This is a genomic window from Ruegeria sp. BHSC026 (genome assembly GCF_059613065.1).
In genome coordinates, this window is sequence record NZ_JBXWRV010000013.1 from 1 (window position 1) to 24,481 (window position 24,481).

The window sequence follows — 24,481 nt, forward strand, 5'->3', positions numbered from 1 at the left end:
CATCGACCGTGACGGCGTCGAGCGTGGCCAGGTTCTGGCCAAGCCGGGTTCGGTGACCCCGCACACCAAGTTCGAAGCCGAAGCCTACATCCTGACCAAGGAAGAGGGCGGCCGTCACACCCCGTTCTTCGCGAACTACCGTCCGCAGTTCTACTTCCGTACGACTGACGTGACCGGCACGGTTCAGTTGAAGGAAGGCACTGAGATGGTCATGCCGGGCGACAACGTCGGCTTCACCGTCGAACTGATCGCTCCGATCGCGATGGAAGACGGCCTGCGTTTCGCCATCCGCGAAGGCGGCCGCACCGTCGGCGCCGGCGTCGTCTCGAAAATCATCGAGTAATTCGCACACGCAAATGATCAGACGGAAAGGGCGTCCCTCGGGGCGCCCTTTTTGGTGCTCCTCTCTAGTGGACATTCCGCCTATTCAGGGTAAAACAATCAAAACGAGAGCAAACGGATTTGTCCGATTATGTGAAAATGGTTGGCTGGCGGGGTCTTGGTGCTTGGGGTGAGCTACATAGCTTATGACTACTACAGCGCCGGGTTTCATACACGCCCAGATTTGCCGGAAGGGGCATTTTCGATCTCTTCCAAGAGTGGGCTGCGAGCTATCCTACTCGATGTACCGAATGAAAGGGCTTCGCGGCGCTATTTTGGCTATCCGGTTGAAGTGCCATTCTATCTCGAAAACGTATGGTCATTTTGCCATCGCTCACCTGAGTTGGAAAGGCAGCAGTTACTGCAGCAGTTGGGCAACAAACCTGGCGAACGCATCGAAGGCGTTTGTGAAATTGATGTTGAAGGTGACAAAGTATTTAGAGGCGTCGTGACTTCAGTGCCGAAACTTTAGACTACTCAATCAAGTTAAAGCCTGAACTCCCTATCGGGCCAACAACGTGATGACATTCAGAATGTCACAAACGCAAACACGCGAGAGCAGGGAAAAAGCAGCCTATGGAAGCAATACTTGCCCTTCTATTCATTTCTTTCTTCCTATGGTTGATTTGGGAGCTGTTTGCTCTGGTAGGCGACATGGCGGAACGGCGCGGACAAGATCGACTGCTATGGCAAATGGCAGCATTGATTATCAACCCCTTTGGTGCAATTTTCTTACTTTGGCTATTCGTTTCTGTCCGTGAAGATCTCTAGGCCCGGTCAAAGCATGTGCTTGATTGGGCTTGGAATGCTTCGATCTGACAATGATTTCCCAATTTTTTGGACGTGTTCACGGCCTATCAGGCGTAAGATGCGGTGGACTTGATCCAAACAAACCGCTTGCCAAACCCCTTTCTCCCATGTAAGCCGCGCGGGTTCTCATGCAGAACGTAAAGGCGGGGTGATTCCCGCCTTTTGGGTTCGATGAGGGTTGGCGATGAGCGCCTGTCCTCCTCTCAACTCCAACGCCTGAAAAAAAGGCTGTTATGATGCAAAGCCAAAACATCCGTATTCGGCTCAAGGCATTTGACTATCGCGTCCTGGATGCCAGCACGCAAGAGATCGTCAACACTGCCAAGCGGACCGGCGCGCAAGTGCGTGGCCCGATCCCGCTGCCGAACAAGATCGAGAAGTTCACGGTTCTCCGTGGCCCTCACGTTGACAAGAAATCCCGCGATCAGTTCGAGATCCGCACGCACAAGCGTCTGCTCGACATCGTAGATCCGACGCCCCAGACCGTGGACGCGCTGATGAAGCTCGACCTCGCCGCTGGTGTGGACGTCGAGATCAAGCTGCAGTCGTAAGATCGGAGGGTATTGATGATGCGCTCTGGTATTATCGCAAAGAAAGTCGGCATGACCCGGCTGTTCATGGAAGACGGTCGTCAGATCCCTGTCACCGTTCTGCACCTGGACAACCTGCAGGTCGTCGCACAGCGCACCGCTGACAAAGACGGCTATACCGCCGTTCAGCTGGGCGCCGGTGCCGCCAAGGCAAAACGCACCTCGAAGGCCATGCGCGGCCACTTCGCCGCCGCCAAGGTCGAGCCCAAGCGCAAGCTGGCCGAGTTCCGCGTGTCGGAAGACGCGCTGATCGAAGTGGGCGCCGAGATCTCGGCAGATCACTTCGTCGAAGGTCAGAAGGTTGACGTTTCGGGCACCTCGATCGGTAAAGGCTTTGCCGGTGCGATGAAGCGCCACAACTTCGGTGGTCTGCGCGCCTCGCACGGTGTCTCGATCTCGCACCGTTCGCACGGTTCGACCGGTCAGTGTCAGGACCCGGGCAAGGTGTTCAAGGGCAAGAAGATGGCCGGTCACATGGGTGCTGCCCGTGTCACCACGCAGAACCTCGAAGTCGTGAAAACCGACGCCGAGCGTGGCCTTGTCTTCATCAAGGGTGCCGTTCCCGGGCCGAAATCGGGCTGGGTCACCGTCAAGGACGCCGTGAAGAAGAAAGCGCCCGAGGGTCTGCCGTTCCCGGCTGCTCTGAAAACTGCAGCGACCGAGGCTCCGGCTGAAGAAGCGCCCGCGGAAGGGGGTGAAGCATGAAACTTGACGTGATCAAACTGGACGGCAAGAAAGCCGGCGACATCGAGCTGGACGAAGCTCTGTTCGGCCTCGAGCCGCGTGCGGACATCCTGCACCGTGTGGTCCGTTGGCAGCGCAACAACGCGCAGGCCGGCACCCACAAGGTCAAGACACGGTCCGAGACCAGCTACTCGACCAAGAAGATCTATCGCCAGAAGGGCACCGGTGGCGCACGTCACGGTGACCGCAACGCGCCGATCTTCCGCAAGGGTGGTATCTACAAGGGCCCGACCCCGCGTTCGCACGGCCACGACCTGCCCAAGAAGTTCCGCAAGCTGGGCCTGCGCCACGCTCTGTCGGCCAAGGCAAAGGCAGGTGAGCTGGTCGTGATCGAGGCTGCCGAAGCCGAAGGCAAGACCGCCGCATTGGCCAAGCAGGTTGCAAACCTGGGCTGGAAGCGCGCTCTGGTCATCGACGGCGCCACCGTGAACGAAGGGTTCGCCCGCGCAGCCCGCAACATCGAAGGTCTGGATGTCCTGCCGTCGATGGGCGCAAACGTCTATGACATCCTCAAGCGTGACACCCTGGTGCTCACCAAGGCGGGTGTCGAAGCACTGGAGGCTCGACTGAAATGAGCGCGAAGGCAGAACACTACGACGTGATCCGCAAGCCGATCATCACCGAAAAAACGACCATGGCGTCCGAAAACGGCGCGGTTGTCTTCGAGGTCGCGATCGACGCCAACAAACCGCAGATCAAAGAGGCCGTCGAGGCGTTGTTTGGTGTGAAGGTCAAGGCGGTGAACACCACCGTGACAAAAGGCAAGGTCAAGCGGTTCCGCGGCCAGCTGGGCAAGCGGAAAGACGTCAAGAAGGCCTATGTGACCCTGGAAGAGGGCAACACCATCGACGTGACCACCGGTCTCTGATCGGCCCCGTCCTTGGAGAGAGATGAAAGCCCCCGCCGAAAGGCGGGGGTTTTTTGTTTGATTTTTTTGAGTGCCAAGAATTTTCAAGAGCATTGTGATAAGATGAAAAGTGAATGTTGGGGGGATAGAAATGTACGATTTTTTCAAGCGGTTGAACCTGCCTTGCGTTGCCGCGGGTGCCGTCGTTTTCACGGTGTCGGGCGCACATGCATTCGAGGGGACCTTGAAACCGGAAGCTGTGGAGCTGGAAACGACCTACTCACCCTTTGTGGGTCGATCCTATCCGGACACGGTTTTGTTCGGCGATCTGCATTTCCATACCGAGATCTCGTTCGATGCGGGGCTGATCGGGACATCGCTCAGCATTCATGACGCTTTCCGTGTGGCGCGTGGTGAAAAAATCATTTCGAATACAGGGCAACCGGTCCAACTTGTTCGCCCTCTGGATTTCCTGGCCATTACTGAGCACGCAGAAATGCTCGGACTGGCAACAGCCATCCGCACATCCAACCCTCGACTTCTGCAGGATGAATGGGGCAGGCGCATTCACGATCAGTTTCGGCAGGGACAGGAGGCAAGGATGGCTGCCTTCGCCGAGATCATTGATATCGGCACGGTACAGGGTCGGGATCCGACCGCAGGCTTAAACCTGGATGGGGACCTCTGGCTGGAAATCGTGGAAACGGTTGATCAATACAACGATCCGGGCAATTTCACCGCGCTTAGCGGCTTTGAATGGACCTTCACCCCCAAGGGCGACAACCTGCACCGTGTCATTCTGTTTGGGGACGGGGCCGACAAAACCAGCCAGACCAAGCCGCTGGCATTCTTCGAGGCGCCTGACCCTCAGCTTCTGTGGGAGTATCTCGAGGGTTACGAGGCCAAGACCGGTGGACAGGCCATTGCCGTGCCTCACAACGCCAATATGTCGAACGGGCTGATGTTCAGTAAGAACAAGTTCGATGGTTCGCCGATGGATGCTGAATATGCGGCCCAGCGTATCCGCTGGGAGCCGATGCATGAGATGACCCAGATCAAAGGCGACGAGGAGACGCATCCCATGCTGTCGCCCGACGACGAATTCGCGGATTTCGAAAGCTGGGATGTGGCCAACCTTTCCGGCACAGCTGCGAAGACACCCGAGATGCTGCGCTATGAATACGCGCGCTCGGCGCTGAAAGTCGGTTTGGAGCTGGGCCGCGAGATCGGTGTGAACCCCTACAAGTTCGGCCTCTACGGCACGACCGACACGCACACCGCGATCCCCACCACGCGGGAAGACAACTATTTTGGCAAATACCAGCACACCGAGCCGTCAGCCAATCGCCATAACATCGACGTCATCCCGGCCGAAGATCCAGCTCTGCGGATCATAACCGCGCAGGAGTCTGCCGCTGGCTTGACGGCTGTCTGGGCGCGGGAAAATACCCGGCAAGAGGTTTTTGGCGCAATCACCCGTAAAGAGGCCTATGCCACGACCGGAAGCCGTATTCGCGTGCGTGTCTTTGGCGGCTGGGAGTTCGCGGAGGCCGATCTGCACGCATCCGATTTCGTGTCGAATGGATATCAGAACGGGGTTCCGATGGGCGGCGATCTGACGAATATTCCCGAAGGGGCTTCGCCTCGGTTTCTGATAAGGGCCTTACGCGATCCTGATGGCGCCAACTTGGATCGGGTGCAGATCATCAAGGGGTGGCTGGATTCCGACGGTAAATCCCACGAACGAATCTATGACGTCGCAGTGTCGGGCGGTCGCGAAATCGGAGATGATGGGCGTGCGCGCGAACCGGTCGGGAACACGGTAGATATCAAGAGCGCAACCTACACCAATTCCATCGGTGCGGCTGCTCTGTCCGGCTATTGGGAGGACCCTGCGTTCGACCCTGCCGAAGACGCATTCTATTACGTTCGCGTAATCGAGATACCGAAGCCTCGATGGACAACCTTCGACGCGGCATTTTATGGTGTCCCGCTGCCCGAAGTGGTGCCGCCCACCGTACAAGACCGAGCCTACACCTCGCCGATCTGGTACACGAGCCAGAACTAAGCGCCGGGACAGACAGGGGCTCTGTGTGACGTGGCGAGCAAGGGTCGCGTAGCTCCTGCGCCCGGTGTGAGCAAAGGGTGAAGAAAATCGGGATACTACCTATAGACACCCACCCCCAACCCTGCTACACGCTCCCAATCTTGCGGCCTCGGATTCGTTCCGGGGCCTCTGATATTTGCAGCCGGGGACCTTCGGGGCCCTATAACCTGGGCACCTACGGGGGCCTCTCACATAGCGGGGATTGATCCTCGCGCTTGCTAAACGGAAGACAGAAAGCATGGCACTCAAGTCGTACAAACCGACGACGCCGGGCCAGCGCGGGCTGGTGCTGATCGACCGTTCGGAGCTTTGGAAAGGACGTCCGGTCAAGTCTCTCACCGAGGGTTTGACCAAATCGGGCGGCCGGAACAACACCGGACGGATCACTTCACGCCGCCGTGGCGGTGGCGCAAAGCGTCTCTACCGGATCGTTGACTTCAAACGGAACAAACTGGATGTGGCGGCAACCGTCGAGCGGATCGAATACGACCCGAACCGGACCGCATTCATCGCACTGATCAAATATGACGACGGCGAGCAGGCCTATATCCTGGCGCCGCAGCGTCTGGCGGTTGGCGACAAGGTCATCGCTTCGGCCAAGGCCGACATCAAGCCCGGCAACGCGATGCCGTTCTCGGGCATGCCGATCGGTACCATCGTGCACAACATCGAGATGAAGCCCGGCAAGGGTGGTCAGATCGCACGTGCAGCGGGCACCTACGCCCAGTTCGTCGGTCGCGATGGCGGCTATGCCCAGATCCGTCTGAGCTCGGGCGAGCTGCGCATGGTGCGCCAGGAATGCATGGCCACCGTCGGTGCCGTATCGAACCCCGACAACAGCAACCAGAACCTCGGCAAAGCCGGTCGTATGCGCCACAAGGGCGTGCGTCCGTCGGTCCGTGGTGTTGCCATGAACCCGATCGATCACCCCCACGGTGGTGGTGAAGGCCGGACCTCGGGTGGCCGTACGCCGGTTACGCCTTGGGGTAAGGACACCAAGGGTAAGCGTACCCGCAACAAGAACAAAGCGTCCCAGAAGCTGATCATCCGCTCGCGGCACGCCAAGAAGAAAGGGCGTTAAGACATGTCTCGCTCTGTTTGGAAGGGTCCTTTCGTCGACGCTTACGTGCTGAAAAAAGCCGAAGCAGCGCGCGAGTCGGGCCGCAACGAAGTCATCAAGATCTGGTCGCGTCGTTCCACCATTCTGCCCCAGTTCGTGGGTCTGACCTTTGGTGTGTACAACGGCCAGAAACATATCCCTGTATCCGTCACGGAAGACATGATCGGTCAGAAGTTCGGTGAGTACTCGCCGACCCGGACCTATTACGGTCACGCCGCGGACAAGAAAGCGAAGCGGAAGTAAGTCATGGGCAAGGCAAAGAACCCCCGCCGCGTGGCTGAAAACGAAGCAATGGCCAAGACCCGTATGCTTCGCACCAGCCCGCAGAAACTGAACCTGGTTGCAGCGATGATCCGCGGCAAGAAAGTCGAGAAGGCTCTGACCGACCTGACTTTCTCGAACAAGCGTGTCGCGCAGGACGTGAAGAAATGCCTGCAGTCGGCCATCGCCAACGCCGAGAACAACCACAACCTGGATGTCGACGAGCTGATCGTCGCCGAGGCCTGGGTTGGCAAGAACCTGGTCATGAAGCGCGGCCGCCCGCGTGCCCGTGGCCGGTTCGGCAAGATCATGAAGCCGTTCTCGGAGATCACCATCAAGGTGCGTCAAGTTGAGGAGCAAGCCTAATGGGACATAAAGTCAATCCGATCGGCATGCGCCTTCAGGTCAACCGCACCTGGGACAGCCGTTGGTACGCAGATACCAAGGACTACGGTGATCTTCTGCTGGAAGACCTCAAGATCCGTGAGTTCATCAAGAAAGAGTGCAAGCAGGCCGGCGTGGCCCGTGTGATCATCGAGCGTCCGCACAAGAAGTGCCGCGTCACGATCCACACCGCACGTCCGGGTGTCATCATCGGCAAGAAAGGCGCGGACATTGAAGTTCTGCGCAAGAAGCTGGCCGCGATGACCGACAGCGAACTGCACCTGAACATCGTCGAAGTGCGCAAGCCGGAACTCGACGCGCAGCTGGTTGCCGAGTCGATCGCTCAGCAGCTGGAGCGCCGCGTTTCGTTCCGCCGCGCGATGAAGCGGTCGGTTCAGAACGCCATGCGCATGGGCGCCCTGGGTATCCGGGTGAACGTCGCTGGTCGTCTGGGCGGTGCCGAAATCGCACGGACCGAATGGTACCGCGAAGGCCGCGTGCCTCTGCACACCCTGCGTGCCGACATCGATTACGCACATGCCGAAGCGATGACCCCCTACGGGATCATCGGGATCAAGGTCTGGATCTTCAAAGGTGAGATCATGGAGCACGATCCGCAGGCACGTGACCGTAAAGCACAGGAACTCCAGGATGGTCCGGCACCGCGTGGTGCAGGCGGCCGTCGCTAAGGAGGATTTGAGATGCTTCAACCAAAGCGTACGAAATTCCGCAAGATGCACAAAGGCCGGATCAAGGGCGAAGCCAAGGGCGGCTCTGATCTGAACTTTGGCACCTACGGTCTGAAAGCCCTGCAGCCCGAGCGCGTGACCGCGCGTCAGATCGAAGCTGCACGTCGTGCCATGACCCGTCACATGAAACGTCAAGGTCGTGTCTGGATCCGGATCTTCCCGGATACCCCCGTGACCTCGAAGCCGACCGAAGTCCGTATGGGTAAAGGTAAAGGCTCGGTTGACTATTGGGCAGCCAAAGTGAAGCCCGGTCGCGTGATGTTCGAGATCGACGGCGTCAACGATGAAATCGCTCGCGAGGCCCTGCGCCTGGCTGCGATGAAGCTGCCGATCAAGACCCGCGTCGTCGTCCGCGAGGACTGGTAAGCGGCTGGGATAATCCCGCCGCGACAATACTACCCCCGTCGGGAAACCGGCGGGGGTATGGCTTTTTTCGAGGGGGCGCTTCCCCCACCGCGGCAAGCCGCGGCTCCCCCGGGGATATTTCTTGCCTGATGAAGAATGGACCGCGAGATTCACGCGAGATTCATCTGGCCGCAAATATCCCGGAGCGCGAGGCAGAGCCTCGCAAAACTTCCATGGCTTTCGTTGCGACGCTGCATTAGGACGAGATCATGCCACAGATCGAATCGCTCTTCGTCACCCGACTTTACCGCGCCGCTCTGTCCGAGTTCGATCCCAGGATCGAACCGGAGGAACTGGAGAACTCCTGTCTGGTCATCGCCCAGGACGACGAAGCCGGCCAGGAATGGTGCGAAGAAAACGGCTATCCTGGCTACACCAGCTATGCCTCGCTGACCGACTTGCCGTGGCGCTTCCCGATCTTCGCCGATCTGGTCAAGGTGCTGGACCAACATGTGGCCGCGTTTGCCGAAGACTTGGAATTCGATCTGGATGGGCGCGGATTGAGGCTCGAGGATCTTTGGATCAACATTCTGCCAGAAGGTGGAATGCATGCCAGCCATATCCATCCACACAGTGTGATATCCGGAACGACCTATGTTTCGATGCCAGAGGGAGCCAGCGCGTTGAAGCTGGAGGACCCGCGCTCAGGTCGGATGATGGCCGCGCCGGTGCGCCGCAAGGGCGCACGGCGGGAATTGCAACCGTTCATTTATATGAAGCCCGAGGTCGGTGACGTGTTGCTTTGGGAAAGCTGGCTCCGCCACGAGGTGCCGATGAACATGGCCGAAGAAGAGAGGATCTCGGTAAGCTTCAACTACAGGTGGGATTGAGGCAAGTGGGATTTCCGCGGTCAAAATAGAAGATCAGGAGTCTCTTTCAGCCGCGCCTCGCTGGATTTCGGGGAAGCCCGAAGAGGTCATGATCCTGCGACTTCTTCATGTAGCCCGACGCTCGGGCTTGAAGGAAGTTGAGCGCGAAGATTTGCTTGCTGGAGTGTCCTCTGGAGGTGACGGGTTGGAGGTTTGAAACTTTCCCTTGCCACCCACCCCCCAAACCCTTATACGGCGGCATCCTGCGATCTCCCGACTGCGTCGGGCGATTCGCATGTCTGTCATTCATCCACCAGGTCAAAGGTGACCCGCGAAGGGGCCTTCTGGTGTTTTGAGCAAAGGAAAAGGCGATGAACGCCCAGGAACTGCGTAACAAGACCCCGGACCAGCTCCGGGAGGATCTGGTCAACTTGAAGAAGGAAGCATTCAACCTGCGCTTCCAGCAGGCGACCGGACAACTCGAGAACACCGCCCGGATCAAGAGCGTGCGCCGCGACGTGGCCCGCATCCAGACCGTGCTGAACGAAAAAGCTGCTGAAGCTGCGAACTGAGGAGCCTGAGAGATGCCCAAACGTATTCTGCAAGGCACCGTGACCAGCGACGCCAACGAACAGACCGTCACCGTGCTGGTGGAGCGCCGCTTCACGCACCCGGTTCTGAAGAAGACCATCCGTAAGTCCAAGAAATACCGGGCTCACGATGAAAAGAACGCCTTCAAGGTCGGCGACACCGTACGCATCATCGAATGCGCGCCGAAATCGAAGACGAAACGCTGGGAGGTTCTGGAGGCGTAAGCCCCCGGAACTTTCCATTTGTCGAAACCCTGGGGGAACTAACTAGACCAGCCCCCACAGGTCGGGAGAAACCACATGATCCAGATGCAGACCAATCTGGATGTCGCTGACAACTCCGGCGCACGCCGAGTTCAGTGCATCAAGGTCCTGGGTGGTTCCAAGCGTAAATACGCCTCCGTCGGCGACATCATCGTCGTCTCGGTGAAGGAAGCCATCCCGCGCGGCCGCGTGAAGAAAGGTGACGTCCGCAAGGCCGTCGTCGTGCGCACCGCCAAGGAAGTCCGTCGCGAAGACGGTACCGCGATCCGCTTCGATCGCAACGCCGCCGTCATCCTGAACAACAACAACGAGCCCGTCGGTACCCGTATCTTCGGCCCCGTCGTTCGTGAACTGCGCGCGAAGAACTTCATGAAGATCATCTCGCTGGCTCCGGAGGTGCTGTAATCATGGCTGCTAAACTCCGCAAAGGCGATAAGGTCATCGTGCTGGCCGGCAAGGACAAGGGCAAAGAGGGCGTGATCACCTCGGTCGACCCCAAGGCTGGCAAAGCCGTGGTTGATGGCATCAACATCGCCATCCGCCACACCCGCCAGTCGCAGACCTCGCAAGGTGGCCGCCTGCCCAAGGCGATGCCGATCGACTTGTCGAACCTGGCTCTGCTGGACAAGAACGGCAAGGCAACCCGCGTCGGCTTCCGCATGGAAGGTGACAAGAAGGTTCGTTACGCCAAGACCACGGGGGACGTGATCGATGCTTGATGCTGCAACCTACACCCCGCGTCTGAAAGCTCAGTACGCCGACAAGATCCGCGCCGCTCTGAAAGAAGAGTTTGGCTACAAGAACGATATGCAGATCCCCAAGCTGGACAAGATCGTTCTGAACATCGGCTGTGGTGCCGAGGCGGTGAAGGACTCGAAGAAGGCGAAGGCCGCCGTCGAGGATCTGACTGCGATTGCCGGCCAGAAGGCCGTGGCGACCAAGGCGAAGAAGTCGATCGCGGGTTTCCGCGTCCGTGAAGACATGCCGCTGGGCGCCAAGGTCACCCTGCGCGGCGACCGGATGTACGAATTCCTGGACCGTCTGATCACCATCGCGCTGCCGCGCGTGCGTGACTTCCGCGGTGTGAAACCGGCTTTTGACGGCCGTGGCAACTTTGCCATGGGCATGAAAGAGCACATCGTGTTCCCGGAAATCGACTTCGACAAAGTCGACGAGGTCTGGGGCCTGGACATCGTAATTGCCACCACAGCGAAAACCGACGCTGAAGCAAAGGCACTGTTGAAGCACTTCAACATGCCGTTCAACGCGTAAGCGCCGGGAGGAAAGAGACATGGCTAAAAAAGCAATGATCGAGCGCGAAAAGAAGCGCGAGCGCCTGGTGGCCAAATACGCCGCAAAACGCGCCGAGCTGAAAGAAATCGCGAATGACGAGAGCCGCCCGATGGAAGAGCGCTTCAAGGCGCGACTGAAACTGGCGAAACTGCCGCGCAACAGCTCGGCAACCCGTCTGCACAACCGCTGCCAGCTGACCGGCCGTCCGCACGCTTACTATCGTAAGCTGAAGATCAGCCGTATCGCGCTGCGCGAGCTGGGCTCTGCTGGTCAGATCCCCGGCATGGTGAAATCGAGCTGGTAAGGGAGAGAGTGATATGAACGATCCTATCGGCGATATGCTCACCCGTATCCGCAACGCGCAGATGCGCGGCAAGTCCACCGTGACCACTCCGGCGTCGAAACTGCGCGCCTGGGTTCTGGACGTGCTGGCGGACGAAGGCTACATCCGCGGCTATGAAAAAGTGACCGGCGCCAATGGCCACCCGGCGCTTGAGATCAGCCTGAAATACTATGAAGGCACCCCTGTCATTCGCGAACTGAAGCGGGTCTCGAAGCCCGGTCGTCGCGTATACATGGGCGTCAATGACATTCCGCAGGTCCGTCAGGGTCTGGGCGTGTCGATTGTCAGCACGCCCAAGGGCGTGATGTCGGACGCGAACGCTCGCTCCAACAATGTTGGCGGCGAAGTGCTCTGCACCGTCTTCTAAGGAGGTCTGGAATGTCTCGTATTGGTAAAAAACCGGTCGAGCTGCCCAGCGGCGTTTCCGCTGCTGTGTCCGGCCAGACCATCGAAGTGAAGGGTCCGAAAGGTACCCGCAGCTTCACCGCAACCGACGACGTCACCCTGTCGGTCGAAGACAACGTGGTCAAGATCACTCCGCGCGGCACCTCGAAGCGTGCACGTCAGCAGTGGGGCATGAGCCGCACCATGGTTGCCAACCTGGTTGAAGGCGTGACCAACGGCTTCAAGAAAGAGCTGGAGATCCAGGGTGTGGGTTACCGCGCTCAGATGCAGGGCAACACCCTGAAGCTGAACCTGGGCTACAGCCACGATGTCGATTTCGTTGCGCCGGAAGGTGTCACAATCACCGCGCCGAAGCAGACCGAGATCGTCGTGGAAGGCATCGACCAGCAGCTGGTGGGCGAAGTGGCGGCCAAGATCCGCGACTGGCGCCGCCCCGAGCCGTACAAAGGCAAGGGCATCCGCTACAAGGGCGAGTTCATCTTCCGCAAGGAAGGCAAGAAGAAGTAAGGACGAACACAATGGCAAACAGCAAAAGAACCCTGTTTCTGAAGCGCCGCCTGCGCGTTCGGAACAAGCTTCGCAAGGTCAACGCCGGGCGTCCGCGCCTGTCGGTGCACCGCTCGAACAAGAACATCTCGGTCCAGCTGATCGACGATGTGCGCGGCGTGACCCTGGCCTCGGCCTCGACCCTGGAAAAGGATCTGGGCGTTGTCGGCAAGAACAACATCGAAGCGGCCACCAAGGTGGGCGCGGCCATCGCCGAGCGGGCCAAGAAGGCCGGCGTAGAAGAGGCCTATTTCGATCGTGGCGGCTTCCTGTTCCACGGCAAGGTGAAGGCTCTGGCCGACGCTGCGCGTGAAGGCGGTCTGAAGATCTAAGACCTGTGGGTGGCCCATGCGGCCACCCCGATGATCCGGGAGCCTCGGCCGCGGGCCGGGGCTCACCTGGATTGAAGTAACGGCGCTGACGCGCCATCAGAGAAAGGGATGCCGAAATGGCAGAACGTGAAAACCGCCGGGGCAACCGTCGCGAGCGCGAGGAAGCGCCGGAATTCGCAGATCGCCTGGTTGCGATCAACCGCGTGTCGAAAACTGTAAAGGGTGGTAAGCGCTTCGGCTTCGCCGCTCTGGTGGTTGTCGGCGATCAGAAAGGCCGCGTCGGCTTTGGCAAGGGCAAGGCGAAAGAAGTGCCCGAGGCCATCCGCAAGGCCACCGAGCAGGCCAAACGCAACATGATCCGCGTGCAGCTGCGCGAAGGCCGCACCCTGCACCACGACATCGAAGGCCGCCACGGCGCCGGCAAGGTCGTCATGCGCACCGCGCCGGAAGGTACCGGTATCATCGCCGGTGGTCCGATGCGTGCCGTGTTCGAGATGCTGGGCGTCAAGGACGTGGTGTCCAAGTCGCTGGGCTCGCAGAACCCCTACAACATGATCCGCGCCACCATCGACGGCCTGAAGAAAGAACAGAGCCCGCGTTCGGTTGCCGCACGTCGTGGCAAGAAGGTTGCTGACATCCTGCCCAAGCGGGACGAAGCACCGGCCGCATCGGCGCAAGTCGCCGAAGAAGCGTAAGGAGACGTCACCATGGCAAAAACCATCGTCGTCAAGCAGATCGGCTCGCCGATCCGCCGCCCCGCCGACCAGCGCGCAACCCTGATCGGCCTGGGCCTGAACAAGATGCACAAGACCCGCGAACTTGAGGATACCCCCTCGATCCGCGGCATGGTCAACAAGATCCCGCATCTGGTGGAGATCATCGAAGAACGCGACTGATCGTGTCTCGGACCCAACTCGAAAACGCCCCCGACCCGTTCGGGGGCGTTTTTCTTTGCGCCGTCTGCATGGCTTGCCATGCATCTGGCGCATGACGGGTAGACCGAGACTTGGATTGTTTGCGGTAACATCCGGGCCTATCTGTGGAGTGTCCAAAAGGAACGACACTCACAGCGCCAGGGAATACGCCCCGGCAAGAAAGGAGCCCAGATATGGCACACGCACTGAACATCCCCCATGGCGGCCTGAACCTGACCGCCCGCATCCGCGACCTGATCGACGGCATCAAGCGCGCCCAGACCCGCGCGCGAGAATACAGCAAGACCTATTCCGAGCTGCAGCGGTTGAGCGACCGTGAACTCAACGACATCGGCATCCGCCGCTGCGACATTGCCGATATCGCACGCGAGCACGCTTATTGCTCGTAAGTGGCAAAGGCCTTCTTCGCGATGCAGGTGGGGCGCCGGACGGGCGCCCTTTTCCTTTTTGGGCGTCTGTCTCCTCAAGAATTTCCACGGGGCGCCAACTGCATCGTTGCATGGGCCCGGGATTTGCGCCACTTCCTGAACAGCGCGGTTTTGCGAGTGAAAGGGCAGGGCATGGCGAGGGACTACCAGATCGGAATGCTGTGGGTGGAGGGGCCGCTCAGTTTCCTCGAGCTGCTTTGCATCCAGTCCTATCTGGACATGGGCCACAGCGTGCGCCTGTACACCTACAACAACGTGACCAACGTCCCCGATGGGGTGGAACAGCGGGACGCCCGAGAGATCCTGCCCGATTCCGAATTCATCACCCATGACCGCACCCAAAGCCCGGCGCCGCATTCCGACAAGTTCCGATACCGGATGCTGGCGCAGGAGCCCGACCTGATTTGGGCCGACACTGATGCCTATTGCCTGAAACCCTATTCAACGGCGAATGGCCATTACTACGGGTATCTCGAGGGTGAGGTAGCCATCGGCGTATTGGGGCTGCCGCATGACAGTGAAACTCTGGCCAAGCTCATCGAGTACACGAATGATCCGTATCGAATACCGCCTTGGCTGCCTCCGCGCCACCGGCGGCCATTGGAAGAGGCGCGGGACGCCGGAAATCCCACCAACGTTCCCGAGTTTTTGTGGGGTGTGTGGGGGCCAAAGGCGTTCACCTGGGCGTTGAAGGAAACAGGCGAGATCAAATACGCCCTGCCAGAGCATGTGTTCTATCCGATCAATTTCACGCGCCGCCGCGCCATGGCACGGCCGAATACGAATCTCGACCGGTTTTTCCACGAAGATACGGTTTCGATCCATCTCTACGGACGCCGGATGCGCGCGATCATGCGCAAGAACGGCGGCGTTCCGCACCCCGACAGCTTGGTCGGGCAACTGGTGGCCAAACATGGTATCGTTCCGCAAGACGCGCCGATCTCCGATCCCGAGGGCTGACTCGTTGCGATCGGACAATCAAAACTTGCAACCGGAGGCCTGACGCTGTATCGGGCTTCGGTGGCATGACGGCCACGAGAATCAAAATCAAGAAATGCCGTGTTTGGCCCATCACGCTTCGGGGTCATATCCGGCTAAGGAGAAGCGACATGAAACTGCATGAACTGCGCGACAATCCCGGCGCCGTCAAGAAACGGACCCGCGTTGGCCGTGGTCCCGGCTCGGGCAAGGGTAAAATGGGTGGCCGTGGTATCAAAGGCCAGAAATCCCGTTCGGGTGTGGCCATCAACGGCTATGAAGGCGGCCAGATGCCGCTGTATCAGCGCCTGCCCAAGCGTGGCTTCAACAAGCCGAACCGCAAGGAATACGCCGTCGTCAACCTGGGCCTGATCCAGAAATTCGTCGACGCCGGCAAGCTGGACGCCAAGGCCGCGATCACCGAGGACGCTCTGATTGCCTCGGGCCTGGTCCGCCGCAAGCTGGACGGCGTCCGCGTTCTGGCCAAGGGTGAAATCACCGCCAAGCTGAACCTGGAAGTGACCGGCGCCTCGAAGTCGGCCATCGAAGCCGTGGAAAAAGCGGGCGGTTCACTGAAGGTCACAAAAGCCGCTGCGGCAGAGTAAGCGCTTGTGAGCGGGCGCCGACCCGCTTACATAGACCTCAGAGTTTTCCAAGACGCCGCCCGAGCCGGAAAACGGTTCCGGGCGGCGTTTTCATAAGAGAGACCGATTTATGGTATCAGCAGCAGAACAAATGGCAGCCAACACAAGCTGGGCTGCCCTGGGCAAGGCCACCGATCTGCGCAACCGCATCCTGTTCACGCTGGGTTTGCTGATCGTCTATCGTCTGGGCACCTTCATTCCGGTGCCGGGGATCGACGGGCAGGCGCTGCGCGAGTTCATGGAGCAGGCGGGGCAGGGCATCGGTGGGATGGTTTCGATGTTCACCGGCGGGGCGCTGGGGCGGATGGGTATCTTTGCCCTCGGCATCATGCCCTATATCTCGGCATCGATCATCGTACAGCTGCTGACCTCGATGGTGCCCGCGCTCGAACAACTCAAGAAAGAGGGCGAGCAGGGCCGCAAGAAAATCAACCAGTACACCCGTTTCGGCACCGTGGCGCTGGCCACCGTGCAGGCCTATGGCTTGGCGGTTTCGCTGGAATCGGGCGATTTGGCTACCGATCCGGGCCTGTATTTCCGCCTGTCGACGATGATCACGCTGGTCGGCGGCACCATGTTCCTGATGTGGCTGGGTGAACAGATCACCGCGCGCGGGATCGGCAACGGCATCTCGCTGATCATTTTCGTCGGCATCATCGCCGAGGTTCCGGCGGCGCTGGCGCAGTTCTTCGCCTCGGGCCGTTCGGGCGCGATCAGCCCGGCCGTGATCGTCGGCGTGATCGTGATGGTGATCGCCGTGATCACCTTCGTGGTGTTCATGGAACGCGCGCTGCGCAAGATCCACATCCAGTACCCGCGCCGCAATGTCGGCATGAAGGTCTATGAAGGCGGCTCGAGCCACTTGCCGGTCAAGGTCAACCCGGCCGGCGTGATCCCGGCGATCTTCGCCAGCTCGCTGCTGCTCCTGCCGGTCACGATCTCGACCTTCTCGTCGGGCGCTGCGAACGGACCGATCATGTCGTGGCTGCTGGCCAATTTCGGACCGGGACAGCCGCTGTACCTGCTGTTCTTTGCTTCGATGATCGTGTTCTTTGCCTATTTCTACACGTTCAACGTGTCGTTCAAACCGGATGACGTGGCGGACAATCTGAAAAAGCAGAACGGCTTTGTGCCCGGCATTCGCCCCGGCAAGAAAACCGCCGAATATCTGGAATACGTGGTCAACCGCGTGCTGGTGCTGGGCTCGGCCTATCTGGCGGCGGTCTGCCTGCTGCCCGAAATCCTGCGCGGCCAGTTCGCCATTCCGTTCTATTTCGGCGGCACCTCGGTTCTGATCATCGTCTCTGTGACCATGGACACGATCCAACAGGTTCAGAGCCACCTGCTGGCGCATCAATACGAAGGGCTGATCGAAAAGTCCCAGTTGCGCGGCAAAGGCAAGAAACGCGGCAGGAAGGGACCCGCTCGTCGATGAATATCATTCTTCTGGGCCCCCCGGGGGCAGGCAAGGGTACGCAGGCACGTCACCTGGTTGAAACGCGGGGCATGATCCAGCTCAGCACCGGTGACATGCTGCGCGAGGCCCGCAACTCGGGAACCGAGATGGGCAAGAAGGTGGCTGCGATCATGGACGCGGGCAGGCTTGTCACCGACGAGATCGTGATCGGCCTGATCGAAGAGAAACTGACCACCGAAAAGGGCGCGGGCTTCATCTTCGACGGCTTCCCGCGCACCTTGGCCCAGGCGGATGCGCTGGGTGCGCTGCTGGCCAAGCTGGGCCAGTCGCTGCACACCGTGATTGAAATGCGTGTGGATGACGAGGCATTGGTCAAGCGGATCACCGGCCGCTTCACTTGCGGCGATTGCGGCGAGGTTTATCACGACGAAACCAAGCCCACCTCGGTCGCTGGGAAATGTGATAAATGTGGCAGCACCGACATGGTACGCCGGGCCGATGACAACGAAGACAGCCTGCGGACCCGGTTGATGGAGTATTACAAGAAAACCTCTCCGTTGATCGGTTACTACTATGCCAAAGGTGATCTGCGCCCGGTGAACGGGCTGGCGGATATCAAGGAAGTCCGAGCCTCGATCGAGGCCATTTTGGGCTGATGCAGCAAGGGGCTTGACGCCAAGTCCAAAAGCCCATATCGACCCCCATCCCCTTGGGGAATCAACCGCGCGTGCGGGATTCGTCCCGCATGCCAAGACCACCTCGAATGATGCTGAACCCTCTGGCCACACTGCCACGGTTGGGCGTTGTGAAAAAAGGTTCTGGAATTACGGAACCGCAACGAAAGGAAAGTGACACGTGGCACGTATTGCCGGCGTAAACATCCCGACTGCAAAGCGGGTACCTATCGCCCTCACCTATATCACCGGAATCGGCAACACCTCGGCCAAGGCGATCTGCGAAGCCGTGGGCATCGACCAAAGCCGCCGGGTGAACGAACTGTCGGATGCCGAAGTTCTGGCCATCCGCGAGCACATCGACGCCAACTACACCGTCGAAGGTGACCTGCGTCGTGAAGTGCAGATGAACATCAAGCGCCTGATGGACCTGGGCTGCTATCGCGGTCTGCGTCACCGCCGCAACCTGCCGGTTCGCGGTCAGCGCACCCACACCAACGCTCGTACCCGCAAAGGCCCCGCAAAGCCGATCGCGGGCAAGAAGAAGTAAGGAGGGTCTGACCGATGGCACGTGACAAGACACGCGTAAAACGCAAAGAGCGCAAGAACATCGCATCGGGCGTCGCCCATGTGAACTCGACCTTCAACAACACCAAGATCCTGATCTCGGACGTGCAGGGCAACGCCATTTCGTGGTCGTCGGCCGGCACCATGGGCTTCAAGGGTTCGCGGAAATCGACCCCCTACGCCGCGCAGATGGCCGCAGAAGACGCCGGTCGCAAGGCGCAGGAACATGGCGTCAAGACGCTGGAAGTCGAAGTTCAGGGCCCCGGTTCGGGTCGTGAATCGGCACTGCGCGCGCTGGCTGCCGTGGGCTTCAACATCACGTCGATCCGTGACGTGACCCCGATTGCCCACAACGGCTGCCGCCCGCCGAAGCGCCGCCGCGTCTAAGCAATTTGGAATTGAGCTGGGGCTGTGTTTTCGCACGGCCCCAGCACGTCATTTTGAACCTCGGGCGTCTGCACCTTGTTGGTCATGGGGCGCGGACAGGAATGGAGGGATTACATGATCCACAAGAATTGGGCTGAATTGATCAAGCCGACCCAGCTTGACGGCAAGCCGGGCAACGATCCCGCGCGTCAGGCCACCATCGTCGCCGAACCGCTGGAGCGCGGCTTTGGTCTGACCCTGGGTAACGCGCTGCGCCGCGTTCTGATGAGCTCGCTGCAAGGTGCGGCCATCACCAGCGTCCAGATCGACAACGTCCTGCACGAGTTCAGCTCGGTCGCAGGTGTGCGTGAAGACGTCACCGACATCATCCTGAACCTCAAGCAGGTTGCCCTGCGCATGGAAGTCGAAGGCCCCAAGCGCCTGTCGATCAATGCCAAAGGCCCCGCGGTCGTCACCGCAGGCGACATCAGCGAAAGCGCCGGCATCGAGGTTCTGAACCGCGATCACGTCATCTGCCACCTGGACGATGGCGCCGACCTGTTCATGGAACTGACCGTCAACACCGGCAAGGGCTATGTCTCGGCCGAGAAGAACAAGCCCGAAGACGCGCCCATCGGCCTGATCCCGATCGACGCGATCTATTCGCCGGTCAAGAAGGTCGCCTATGACGTTCAGCCAACCCGTGAAGGTCAGGTTCTGGACTATGACAAGCTGACCATGAAGATCGAAACCGACGGCTCGATCACGCCCGAGGATGCGCTGGCCTTCGCCGCCCGCATCCTGCAGGATCAGCTGTCGATCTTCGTCAACTTCGACGAGCCGGAATCGGCGGGCCGCCAGGACGAGGACGATGGTCTGGAGTTCAACCCGCTGCTGCTGAAGAAGGTGGACGAGCTGGAGCTGTCGGTCCGTTCGGCAAACTGCCTGAAGAACGACAACATCGTCTATATCGGCGATCTGATCCAGAAGACCGAAGCCGAGATGCTGCGCACCCCGAACTTCGGCCGCAAGTCGCTGAACGAGATCAAGGAAGTGCTGTCCGGAATGGGCCTGCACCTCGGCATGGATGTCGAGGATTGGCCGCCCGACAACATCGAAGATCTGGCCAAAAAATTCGAAGACGCGTTCTAAGCGCGTCTTCGCCAATGCCCGGGCTGCCGGGGACCGTATGGGCATTTCCGCCCCAAGGAGAGCCGGTGACACGCATCGCCGGCCAGACAAAGCAAAACGCGAAAGAAGGAATTGAAAAATGCGTCACGCACGTGGTTACCGCCGCCTGAACCGTACTCATGAGCACCGCAAGGCCCTGTTCTCGAACATGGCCGGCTCGCTGATCGAGCACGAACAGATCAAGACGACGCTGCCCAAGGCAAAAGAGCTGCGCCCGATCGTTGAAAAGCTGATCACTCTGGGCAAGCGCGGCGACCTGCACGCCCGCCGTCAGGCCGCAGCTCAGCTGAAGGAAGACAAGGACGTCGCCAAGCTGTTCGAGGTTCTGGGCCCGCGCTACAAGGACCGTCAGGGCGGCTATGTCCGTATCCTGAAGGCCGGCTTCCGCTACGGCGACATGGCGCCGATGGCGATCATCGAATTCGTCGATCGCGACGTCGATGCCAAGGGCGCGGCCGACAAGGCCCGCGTTGCTGCCGAGGAAGCGGCCGCTGACGAAGAATAAGACCCGGCTGAATGGCCGAACTCTTGACCCCTGTCCGGATCGTCCGGGCAGGGGTTTTTTAATTGCTTTGCGGGCTTTAAAACGACCCTGCCGGCGGCGGAGCGCCACGCTCTATTGCATTCGCACGCCGCGCTCCGCATATCTTCGGCGGAGGAAGAACGGAGCTGTCATGATACGCACGATACTGGCTGTATGTCTGATGACACTGGCCACTCAGGCCGGCGCCGAGACGCGGGTTCCGCAATCGCAGGCCGAGATTTCGATGGGATTTGCCCCGGTGGTCAAAAAGGCGGCCCCGGCGGTGGTGAACATCTATGCCAAGATCGTCCGGCCCGGACGCCGCAGCCCGATTTTCGCAGACCCGTTCTTTCAGGACTTTTTCGGTGGCGGCTTCGGTACGCCGCGTCCACGGGTGCAGAACTCTCTGGGGTCGGGCGTCATCTTGACCGAGGATGGCTACGTCGTTTCGAACTACCACGTCGTCGGCACCGCGACCGAGATCCGGGTCGTCACAACGGATCGTCGTGAATTTCACGCCGAGGTCGTCCTGGGCGACGAGGAAAGCGACATCGCCATCCTGCGCCTGCTGGACGCGCAGGGCCTGCCCTTCCTGCGTCTGCGCGATTCGGATCAGGTCGAGGTTGGCGAGTTGGCTCTGGCCATCGGCAACCCGTTCGGCGTGGGGCAGACCGTGTCGTCGGGCATCATCTCGGGGCTGGCGCGGTCGGGAACTGCCACGGGCAATGCGCGGGGGTATTTCATTCAGACCGATGCGCCCATCAACCCGGGCAATTCCGGGGGCGCTCTGATCGACGTCAACGGAGATCTGATCGGCATCAACACCTCGATCCTCACGCGGTCGGGCGGGTCCAACGGCATCGGCTTTGCCATTCCGGCCAATCTGGTGGCGGAATTCCTGCGTCAGGCTAAGGCGGGCAACACGGAATTCGTCAGCCCCTGGGCCGGCATGGCCGGTCAGATCATGAGCGCCGACATCGCGGAATCGCTTGGGCTTTCGCTGCCGCAGGGCGTGGTGATCTCGGACCTCCATCCGCTCAGCCCATTGGCCGAGGCTGGCTTGCGGGTGGGCGACATCGTCACGCATGTGGATGGTGAAGAGGTGAACTCGCCCGCCGAGATGAAGTTTCGCATGTCGGTGGCGGGTGTTGGTGGGACATCCGTTCTGACCCGGCTGCGCGGTGGTGACAGGAAAGATGTCAGTGTGGCGCTGATGGCTGCGCCTGAAACGCCGACGGCCGAGGAAACCACTTTGAACGACCGCACGGTTCTGCCGGGGATGACGGTTGCGCGAATCAACCCGGCTTTGATCGTCAAGATGGGGCTGCCCCTGTCTCAAACCGGTGTGGTCGTTGTCGACCCCGGCCCCTATGGCGCGCGTGCCGGGCTGCGGCCCGGCGATGTCATCAATGCCGTGAACGGGCGACAGGCCGAACGCCCGCGCGACGTCGTTCGGGCGCTGCGCGACCCGGGCCGGCGGGTGCAGATCGATCTGTTGCGCGGCGGTAAGCCCGTGTCGTTGCGGTTCAGGCTCTGACGGCATGAGTGACCTGTTCGACACCGAAGGGCAGGCCTCCGAACCGGCCCCGAACCGCCCGCTGGCAGACCGGTTGCGGCCCCGGGCGCTGTCCGAGGTGATCGGGCAGCAACAGGTTCTGGGCCCCGAGGCGCCGCTGGGGGTGATGCTGGCGTCGGGCAGCCTGTCCAGCCTGATCTTCTGGGGGCCGCCGGGGGTCGGCAAAACTACCATCGCGCGGCTGCTGGCCAAAGAAACCGACCTGCATTTCGAACAGATCAGCGCGATCTTCACTGGCGTTCCCGACCTCAAGAAGGTGTTCGAGGCTGCCAAGTTGCGGCGGCGGAACGGCAAGGGGACGCTGTTGTTCGTGGATGAGATCCATCGTTTCAACAAGGCCCAGCAGGACGGGTTCCTGCCGCATATGGAGGACGGGACGATCCTTCTGGTGGGCGCGACCACCGAAAACCCATCGTTCGAGTTGAACGCCGCCGTACTCAGCCGCGCGCAGGTGCTAGTGCTGGAACGGCTGGGCCTGGCCGATCTGGAACGCCTGACGCAGCGTGCCGAAAAAGAGCTGGGCAAGGCGTTGCCTCTGACACCCGCAGCGCGGGACGCGCTGCAGGAAATGGCGGATGGAGACGGCCGGGCGCTGTTGAACCTGATCGAGCAAATCGCGGCCTGGTCGGTGGACGCGCCGCTGGACCCCGACGCGCTGGCCAAGCGCCTGATGCGTCGTGCCGCGAAATACGACAAGTCGGGGGACGAGCACTACAATCTGATCTCGGCGCTGCACAAATCGGTGCGCGGGTCCGACCCGGATGCGGCGCTGTACTGGTTCGCACGGATGCTGACCGGGGGCGAGGATCCGCGATACCTGGCCCGCCGCATCACCCGGATGGCGGTCGAGGATATCGGTCTGGCCGATCCGCAGGCCCAGTCGATCTGCCTGCATGCCTGGGAAGTGTACGAGCGGCTCGGGTCGCCCGAGGGTGAGTTGGCGCTGGCGCAGGCGGTCGTGTATCTGGCGCTGGCGCCCAAATCCAACGGGGCCTATGTGGGCTACAAGGCGGCGATGCGCCTGGCCAAGCAGTCGGGCAGCGAGCCGCCGCCCAAACACATCCTGAACGCGCCGACGGGATTGATGAAGGATCAGGGCTATGGCGCGGGCTATGCCTATGATCATGATGCCGAGGACGGGTTCTCGGGGCAGAACTACTTTCCCGAGACCATGAAGCGCCCGGTCCTGTACCAGCCGGTCGAACGCGGGTTCGAGCGCGAGTTGAAAAAGCGTCTGGACTACTTTTCGAAACTGCGCAGTCAACGCAACGGGTCGTGACGCAGGGTCAGTTCGGACCGTGCCGTCGCGTTTCGCGGGACACTCAAGGCGCGCCCGGGGTTCCCTAGGATTACATGCCGCTAGGGAGGAGCGCAGATGACCTTTTTCATCGACAAGACAGACGACGTGTGGACCATCATCCACGACCGGCCCCAGGCCAGAAACGCCGTAGATGCCGAACACGCGGCAGCCCTGGCCGAGGCCTTCATTGCCTTCGAGGACAGCGCGGCCAAGGTCGCCGTGTTCTGGGGAAAGGGCGGCAATTTCTGCGCGGGCTGGGACCTCAAGATGGCAGCCACGCTGTCTGACCCGGACCTGCGCGAGCCCTATTTCGACAGGCACGCTTTTCCAATCGGGGCCGCGCCGTCGCTGCTGGGCCCGATGGGCCCATCGCGGCTGGAGCTGTCAAAGCCGGTCATTGGCGCGATCGAAGGCGCCGCTGTTGCCGGCGGCATGGAGTTGGCCCTTTGGTGCGACATCCGGGTGATGGCCGAGGACGCCTATATGGGCGTCTATTGCCGCCGTTGGGGAATCACGCTGATGGATGGCGGTTCGGTGCGGCTGCCGCGGCTGGTCGGGCAGGGCAAGGCACTCGAGATCGCGCTGACCGGGCGCACGGTCATGGCTGACGAGTGCGAACGGATCGGGCTGGCCGAGAAAATCGTGCCGCAGGGTGAAACCCGCATCGCGGCCGAAGCGATGGCGCACGAGATTGCCTGGTTCCCGCAGGAGGCCGTCCGCGCCGACCGCCGCTCGATCATCGAAACCCGGGGGATGCCGTTGCGCGAGGCGTTGAAGGTCGAATGGGCCAACGGGCTGGACGCCATCCGCCGCGAGGGTACGTCCGGCGCGGCTCGGTTCCGCGATGGGGCGGGGCGGCACGGGGATTTCAACGATATCTGAGCGGCCTTGGCCCGCGAGCC

Annotated in this window: 37 protein-coding genes; all 37 read left to right on the forward strand. The window is 60.6% G+C overall.

All coding sequences use genetic code 11. From position 1 onward, the window contains the following. On the forward strand, nt 1-343 hold a 343-nt coding region (locus tag AC2FME_RS14420; protein WP_496800792.1), incomplete at its 5' end, for an EF-Tu C-terminal domain-related protein. A gap of 168 nt (nt 344-511) precedes the next feature. Then, nucleotides 512-853: a hypothetical protein gene (locus tag AC2FME_RS14425; protein WP_496800793.1), complete on the forward strand. Its 342-nt coding sequence runs from the start codon at nt 512-514 to the stop codon at nt 851-853. A gap of 104 nt (nt 854-957) precedes the next feature. Further along, the gene (locus tag AC2FME_RS14430) at nt 958-1,152 is read left to right on the forward strand and encodes a hypothetical protein (protein WP_496800794.1); all 195 of its coding nucleotides are present in this window, start codon (nt 958-960) and stop codon (nt 1,150-1,152) included. A 275-nt stretch (nt 1,153-1,427) separates the two neighbouring features. Then, the gene (gene rpsJ / locus AC2FME_RS14435) at nt 1,428-1,742 is read left to right on the forward strand and encodes a 30S ribosomal protein S10 (protein WP_005621947.1); all 315 of its coding nucleotides are present in this window, start codon (nt 1,428-1,430) and stop codon (nt 1,740-1,742) included. A gap of 18 nt (nt 1,743-1,760) precedes the next feature. After that, complete coding sequence (gene rplC / locus AC2FME_RS14440) at nt 1,761-2,486, forward strand: 50S ribosomal protein L3 (RefSeq protein ID WP_496679215.1); 726 nt, start codon at nt 1,761-1,763, stop codon at nt 2,484-2,486. Then, entirely contained in the window at nt 2,483-3,100 is a 618-nt protein-coding gene (rplD, locus tag AC2FME_RS14445; protein WP_149777559.1) for a 50S ribosomal protein L4, read from the forward strand. Before rplC ends, rplD begins: the two co-directional genes overlap by 4 nt. Further along, complete coding sequence (locus AC2FME_RS14450; protein ID WP_170367992.1) at nt 3,097-3,393, forward strand: 50S ribosomal protein L23; 297 nt, start codon at nt 3,097-3,099, stop codon at nt 3,391-3,393. The genes rplD and AC2FME_RS14450 overlap by 4 nt, the downstream gene beginning before the upstream one ends. Before the next feature lie 130 nt (nt 3,394-3,523). Continuing rightward, nucleotides 3,524-5,440, forward strand: coding sequence for a DUF3604 domain-containing protein (locus AC2FME_RS14455; RefSeq protein ID WP_496800795.1), 1,917 nt, complete (start codon nt 3,524-3,526; stop codon nt 5,438-5,440). Nucleotides 5,441-5,717: 277 nt separating this feature from the next. Continuing rightward, complete coding sequence (gene rplB, locus AC2FME_RS14460; RefSeq protein WP_093965344.1) at nt 5,718-6,560, forward strand: 50S ribosomal protein L2; 843 nt, start codon at nt 5,718-5,720, stop codon at nt 6,558-6,560. A 3-nt stretch (nt 6,561-6,563) separates the two neighbouring features. After that, a complete protein-coding gene (rpsS, locus tag AC2FME_RS14465; RefSeq protein WP_496679210.1) occupies nt 6,564-6,842 on the forward strand; it encodes a 30S ribosomal protein S19 in 279 nt (92 codons plus the stop codon). Nucleotides 6,843-6,845: 3 nt separating this feature from the next. Next, complete coding sequence (gene rplV / locus AC2FME_RS14470) at nt 6,846-7,226, forward strand: 50S ribosomal protein L22 (protein WP_005980700.1); 381 nt, start codon at nt 6,846-6,848, stop codon at nt 7,224-7,226. Next, the gene (gene rpsC / locus AC2FME_RS14475; protein ID WP_149775103.1) at nt 7,226-7,933 is read left to right on the forward strand and encodes a 30S ribosomal protein S3; all 708 of its coding nucleotides are present in this window, start codon (nt 7,226-7,228) and stop codon (nt 7,931-7,933) included. The genes rplV and rpsC overlap by 1 nt, the downstream gene beginning before the upstream one ends. Before the next feature lie 12 nt (nt 7,934-7,945). Beyond that, on the forward strand, nt 7,946-8,359 hold the full coding sequence (gene rplP / locus AC2FME_RS14480; protein ID WP_005980704.1) for a 50S ribosomal protein L16: 414 nt from the start codon (nt 7,946-7,948) through the stop codon (nt 8,357-8,359). Between the two features lie 248 nt (nt 8,360-8,607). Next, complete coding sequence (locus tag AC2FME_RS14485) at nt 8,608-9,228, forward strand: 2OG-Fe(II) oxygenase family protein (RefSeq protein WP_496743332.1); 621 nt, start codon at nt 8,608-8,610, stop codon at nt 9,226-9,228. A gap of 350 nt (nt 9,229-9,578) precedes the next feature. After that, on the forward strand, nt 9,579-9,779 hold the full coding sequence (gene rpmC / locus AC2FME_RS14490; RefSeq protein WP_149775100.1) for a 50S ribosomal protein L29: 201 nt from the start codon (nt 9,579-9,581) through the stop codon (nt 9,777-9,779). Between the two features lie 12 nt (nt 9,780-9,791). Then, nucleotides 9,792-10,022, forward strand: coding sequence for a 30S ribosomal protein S17 (rpsQ, locus tag AC2FME_RS14495; protein WP_068344864.1), 231 nt, complete (start codon nt 9,792-9,794; stop codon nt 10,020-10,022). Between the two features lie 75 nt (nt 10,023-10,097). Next, the gene (gene rplN / locus AC2FME_RS14500; protein ID WP_005621870.1) at nt 10,098-10,466 is read left to right on the forward strand and encodes a 50S ribosomal protein L14; all 369 of its coding nucleotides are present in this window, start codon (nt 10,098-10,100) and stop codon (nt 10,464-10,466) included. 2 nt (nt 10,467-10,468) lie between these two features. After that, nucleotides 10,469-10,780: a 50S ribosomal protein L24 gene (gene rplX, locus AC2FME_RS14505; RefSeq protein ID WP_496800796.1), complete on the forward strand. Its 312-nt coding sequence runs from the start codon at nt 10,469-10,471 to the stop codon at nt 10,778-10,780. Next, a complete protein-coding gene (gene rplE / locus AC2FME_RS14510; RefSeq protein WP_496712292.1) occupies nt 10,773-11,333 on the forward strand; it encodes a 50S ribosomal protein L5 in 561 nt (186 codons plus the stop codon). Before rplX ends, rplE begins: the two co-directional genes overlap by 8 nt. Before the next feature lie 19 nt (nt 11,334-11,352). After that, the gene (rpsN, locus tag AC2FME_RS14515) at nt 11,353-11,658 is read left to right on the forward strand and encodes a 30S ribosomal protein S14 (protein ID WP_005980746.1); all 306 of its coding nucleotides are present in this window, start codon (nt 11,353-11,355) and stop codon (nt 11,656-11,658) included. A 13-nt stretch (nt 11,659-11,671) separates the two neighbouring features. After that, the gene (gene rpsH / locus AC2FME_RS14520; protein ID WP_490361835.1) at nt 11,672-12,064 is read left to right on the forward strand and encodes a 30S ribosomal protein S8; all 393 of its coding nucleotides are present in this window, start codon (nt 11,672-11,674) and stop codon (nt 12,062-12,064) included. 11 nt (nt 12,065-12,075) lie between these two features. Continuing rightward, nucleotides 12,076-12,609: a 50S ribosomal protein L6 gene (gene rplF, locus AC2FME_RS14525; RefSeq protein WP_490361834.1), complete on the forward strand. Its 534-nt coding sequence runs from the start codon at nt 12,076-12,078 to the stop codon at nt 12,607-12,609. Nucleotides 12,610-12,620: 11 nt separating this feature from the next. Next, on the forward strand, nt 12,621-12,980 hold the full coding sequence (gene rplR, locus AC2FME_RS14530; RefSeq protein ID WP_005980751.1) for a 50S ribosomal protein L18: 360 nt from the start codon (nt 12,621-12,623) through the stop codon (nt 12,978-12,980). Between the two features lie 116 nt (nt 12,981-13,096). Further along, the gene (gene rpsE, locus AC2FME_RS14535) at nt 13,097-13,675 is read left to right on the forward strand and encodes a 30S ribosomal protein S5 (RefSeq protein WP_496679198.1); all 579 of its coding nucleotides are present in this window, start codon (nt 13,097-13,099) and stop codon (nt 13,673-13,675) included. 12 nt (nt 13,676-13,687) lie between these two features. After that, entirely contained in the window at nt 13,688-13,876 is a 189-nt protein-coding gene (gene rpmD / locus AC2FME_RS14540; RefSeq protein ID WP_149775093.1) for a 50S ribosomal protein L30, read from the forward strand. A gap of 212 nt (nt 13,877-14,088) precedes the next feature. Continuing rightward, nucleotides 14,089-14,304, forward strand: a complete 216-nt coding sequence (locus AC2FME_RS14545; RefSeq protein WP_496679196.1) for a DUF1127 domain-containing protein — start codon at nt 14,089-14,091, stop codon at nt 14,302-14,304. A 171-nt stretch (nt 14,305-14,475) separates the two neighbouring features. Next, nucleotides 14,476-15,303 (forward strand): hypothetical protein, encoded by an 828-nt coding sequence (locus tag AC2FME_RS14550; protein WP_496679195.1) that lies wholly within the window; start codon nt 14,476-14,478, stop codon nt 15,301-15,303. A 149-nt stretch (nt 15,304-15,452) separates the two neighbouring features. Then, on the forward strand, nt 15,453-15,926 hold the full coding sequence (gene rplO, locus AC2FME_RS14555) for a 50S ribosomal protein L15 (protein ID WP_496679192.1): 474 nt from the start codon (nt 15,453-15,455) through the stop codon (nt 15,924-15,926). A 109-nt stretch (nt 15,927-16,035) separates the two neighbouring features. Further along, the gene (gene secY, locus AC2FME_RS14560; RefSeq protein WP_149775089.1) at nt 16,036-17,400 is read left to right on the forward strand and encodes a preprotein translocase subunit SecY; all 1,365 of its coding nucleotides are present in this window, start codon (nt 16,036-16,038) and stop codon (nt 17,398-17,400) included. After that, nucleotides 17,397-18,038 carry an adenylate kinase gene (locus AC2FME_RS14565; protein WP_490362109.1) on the forward strand — a complete coding sequence of 214 codons (642 nt, stop codon included), beginning with the start codon at nt 17,397-17,399 and terminating at the stop codon, nt 18,036-18,038. Before secY ends, AC2FME_RS14565 begins: the two co-directional genes overlap by 4 nt. 199 nt (nt 18,039-18,237) lie before the next feature. Beyond that, nucleotides 18,238-18,606: a 30S ribosomal protein S13 gene (gene rpsM, locus AC2FME_RS14570; RefSeq protein ID WP_490362110.1), complete on the forward strand. Its 369-nt coding sequence runs from the start codon at nt 18,238-18,240 to the stop codon at nt 18,604-18,606. A gap of 14 nt (nt 18,607-18,620) precedes the next feature. Next, the gene (gene rpsK / locus AC2FME_RS14575; RefSeq protein WP_068344878.1) at nt 18,621-19,010 is read left to right on the forward strand and encodes a 30S ribosomal protein S11; all 390 of its coding nucleotides are present in this window, start codon (nt 18,621-18,623) and stop codon (nt 19,008-19,010) included. A 114-nt stretch (nt 19,011-19,124) separates the two neighbouring features. After that, complete coding sequence (locus AC2FME_RS14580; RefSeq protein ID WP_149775087.1) at nt 19,125-20,141, forward strand: DNA-directed RNA polymerase subunit alpha; 1,017 nt, start codon at nt 19,125-19,127, stop codon at nt 20,139-20,141. A 118-nt stretch (nt 20,142-20,259) separates the two neighbouring features. After that, nucleotides 20,260-20,685 (forward strand): 50S ribosomal protein L17, encoded by a 426-nt coding sequence (rplQ, locus tag AC2FME_RS14585; RefSeq protein WP_496679187.1) that lies wholly within the window; start codon nt 20,260-20,262, stop codon nt 20,683-20,685. 169 nt (nt 20,686-20,854) lie between these two features. After that, nucleotides 20,855-22,240: a trypsin-like peptidase domain-containing protein gene (locus AC2FME_RS14590; protein ID WP_496800797.1), complete on the forward strand. Its 1,386-nt coding sequence runs from the start codon at nt 20,855-20,857 to the stop codon at nt 22,238-22,240. Between the two features lie 4 nt (nt 22,241-22,244). Then, nucleotides 22,245-23,558: a replication-associated recombination protein A gene (locus AC2FME_RS14595; protein ID WP_496743329.1), complete on the forward strand. Its 1,314-nt coding sequence runs from the start codon at nt 22,245-22,247 to the stop codon at nt 23,556-23,558. 96 nt (nt 23,559-23,654) lie between these two features. Further along, nucleotides 23,655-24,461 carry a crotonase/enoyl-CoA hydratase family protein gene (locus tag AC2FME_RS14600; RefSeq protein ID WP_496800798.1) on the forward strand — a complete coding sequence of 269 codons (807 nt, stop codon included), beginning with the start codon at nt 23,655-23,657 and terminating at the stop codon, nt 24,459-24,461. Nucleotides 24,462-24,481: the final 20 nt, after the last annotated feature.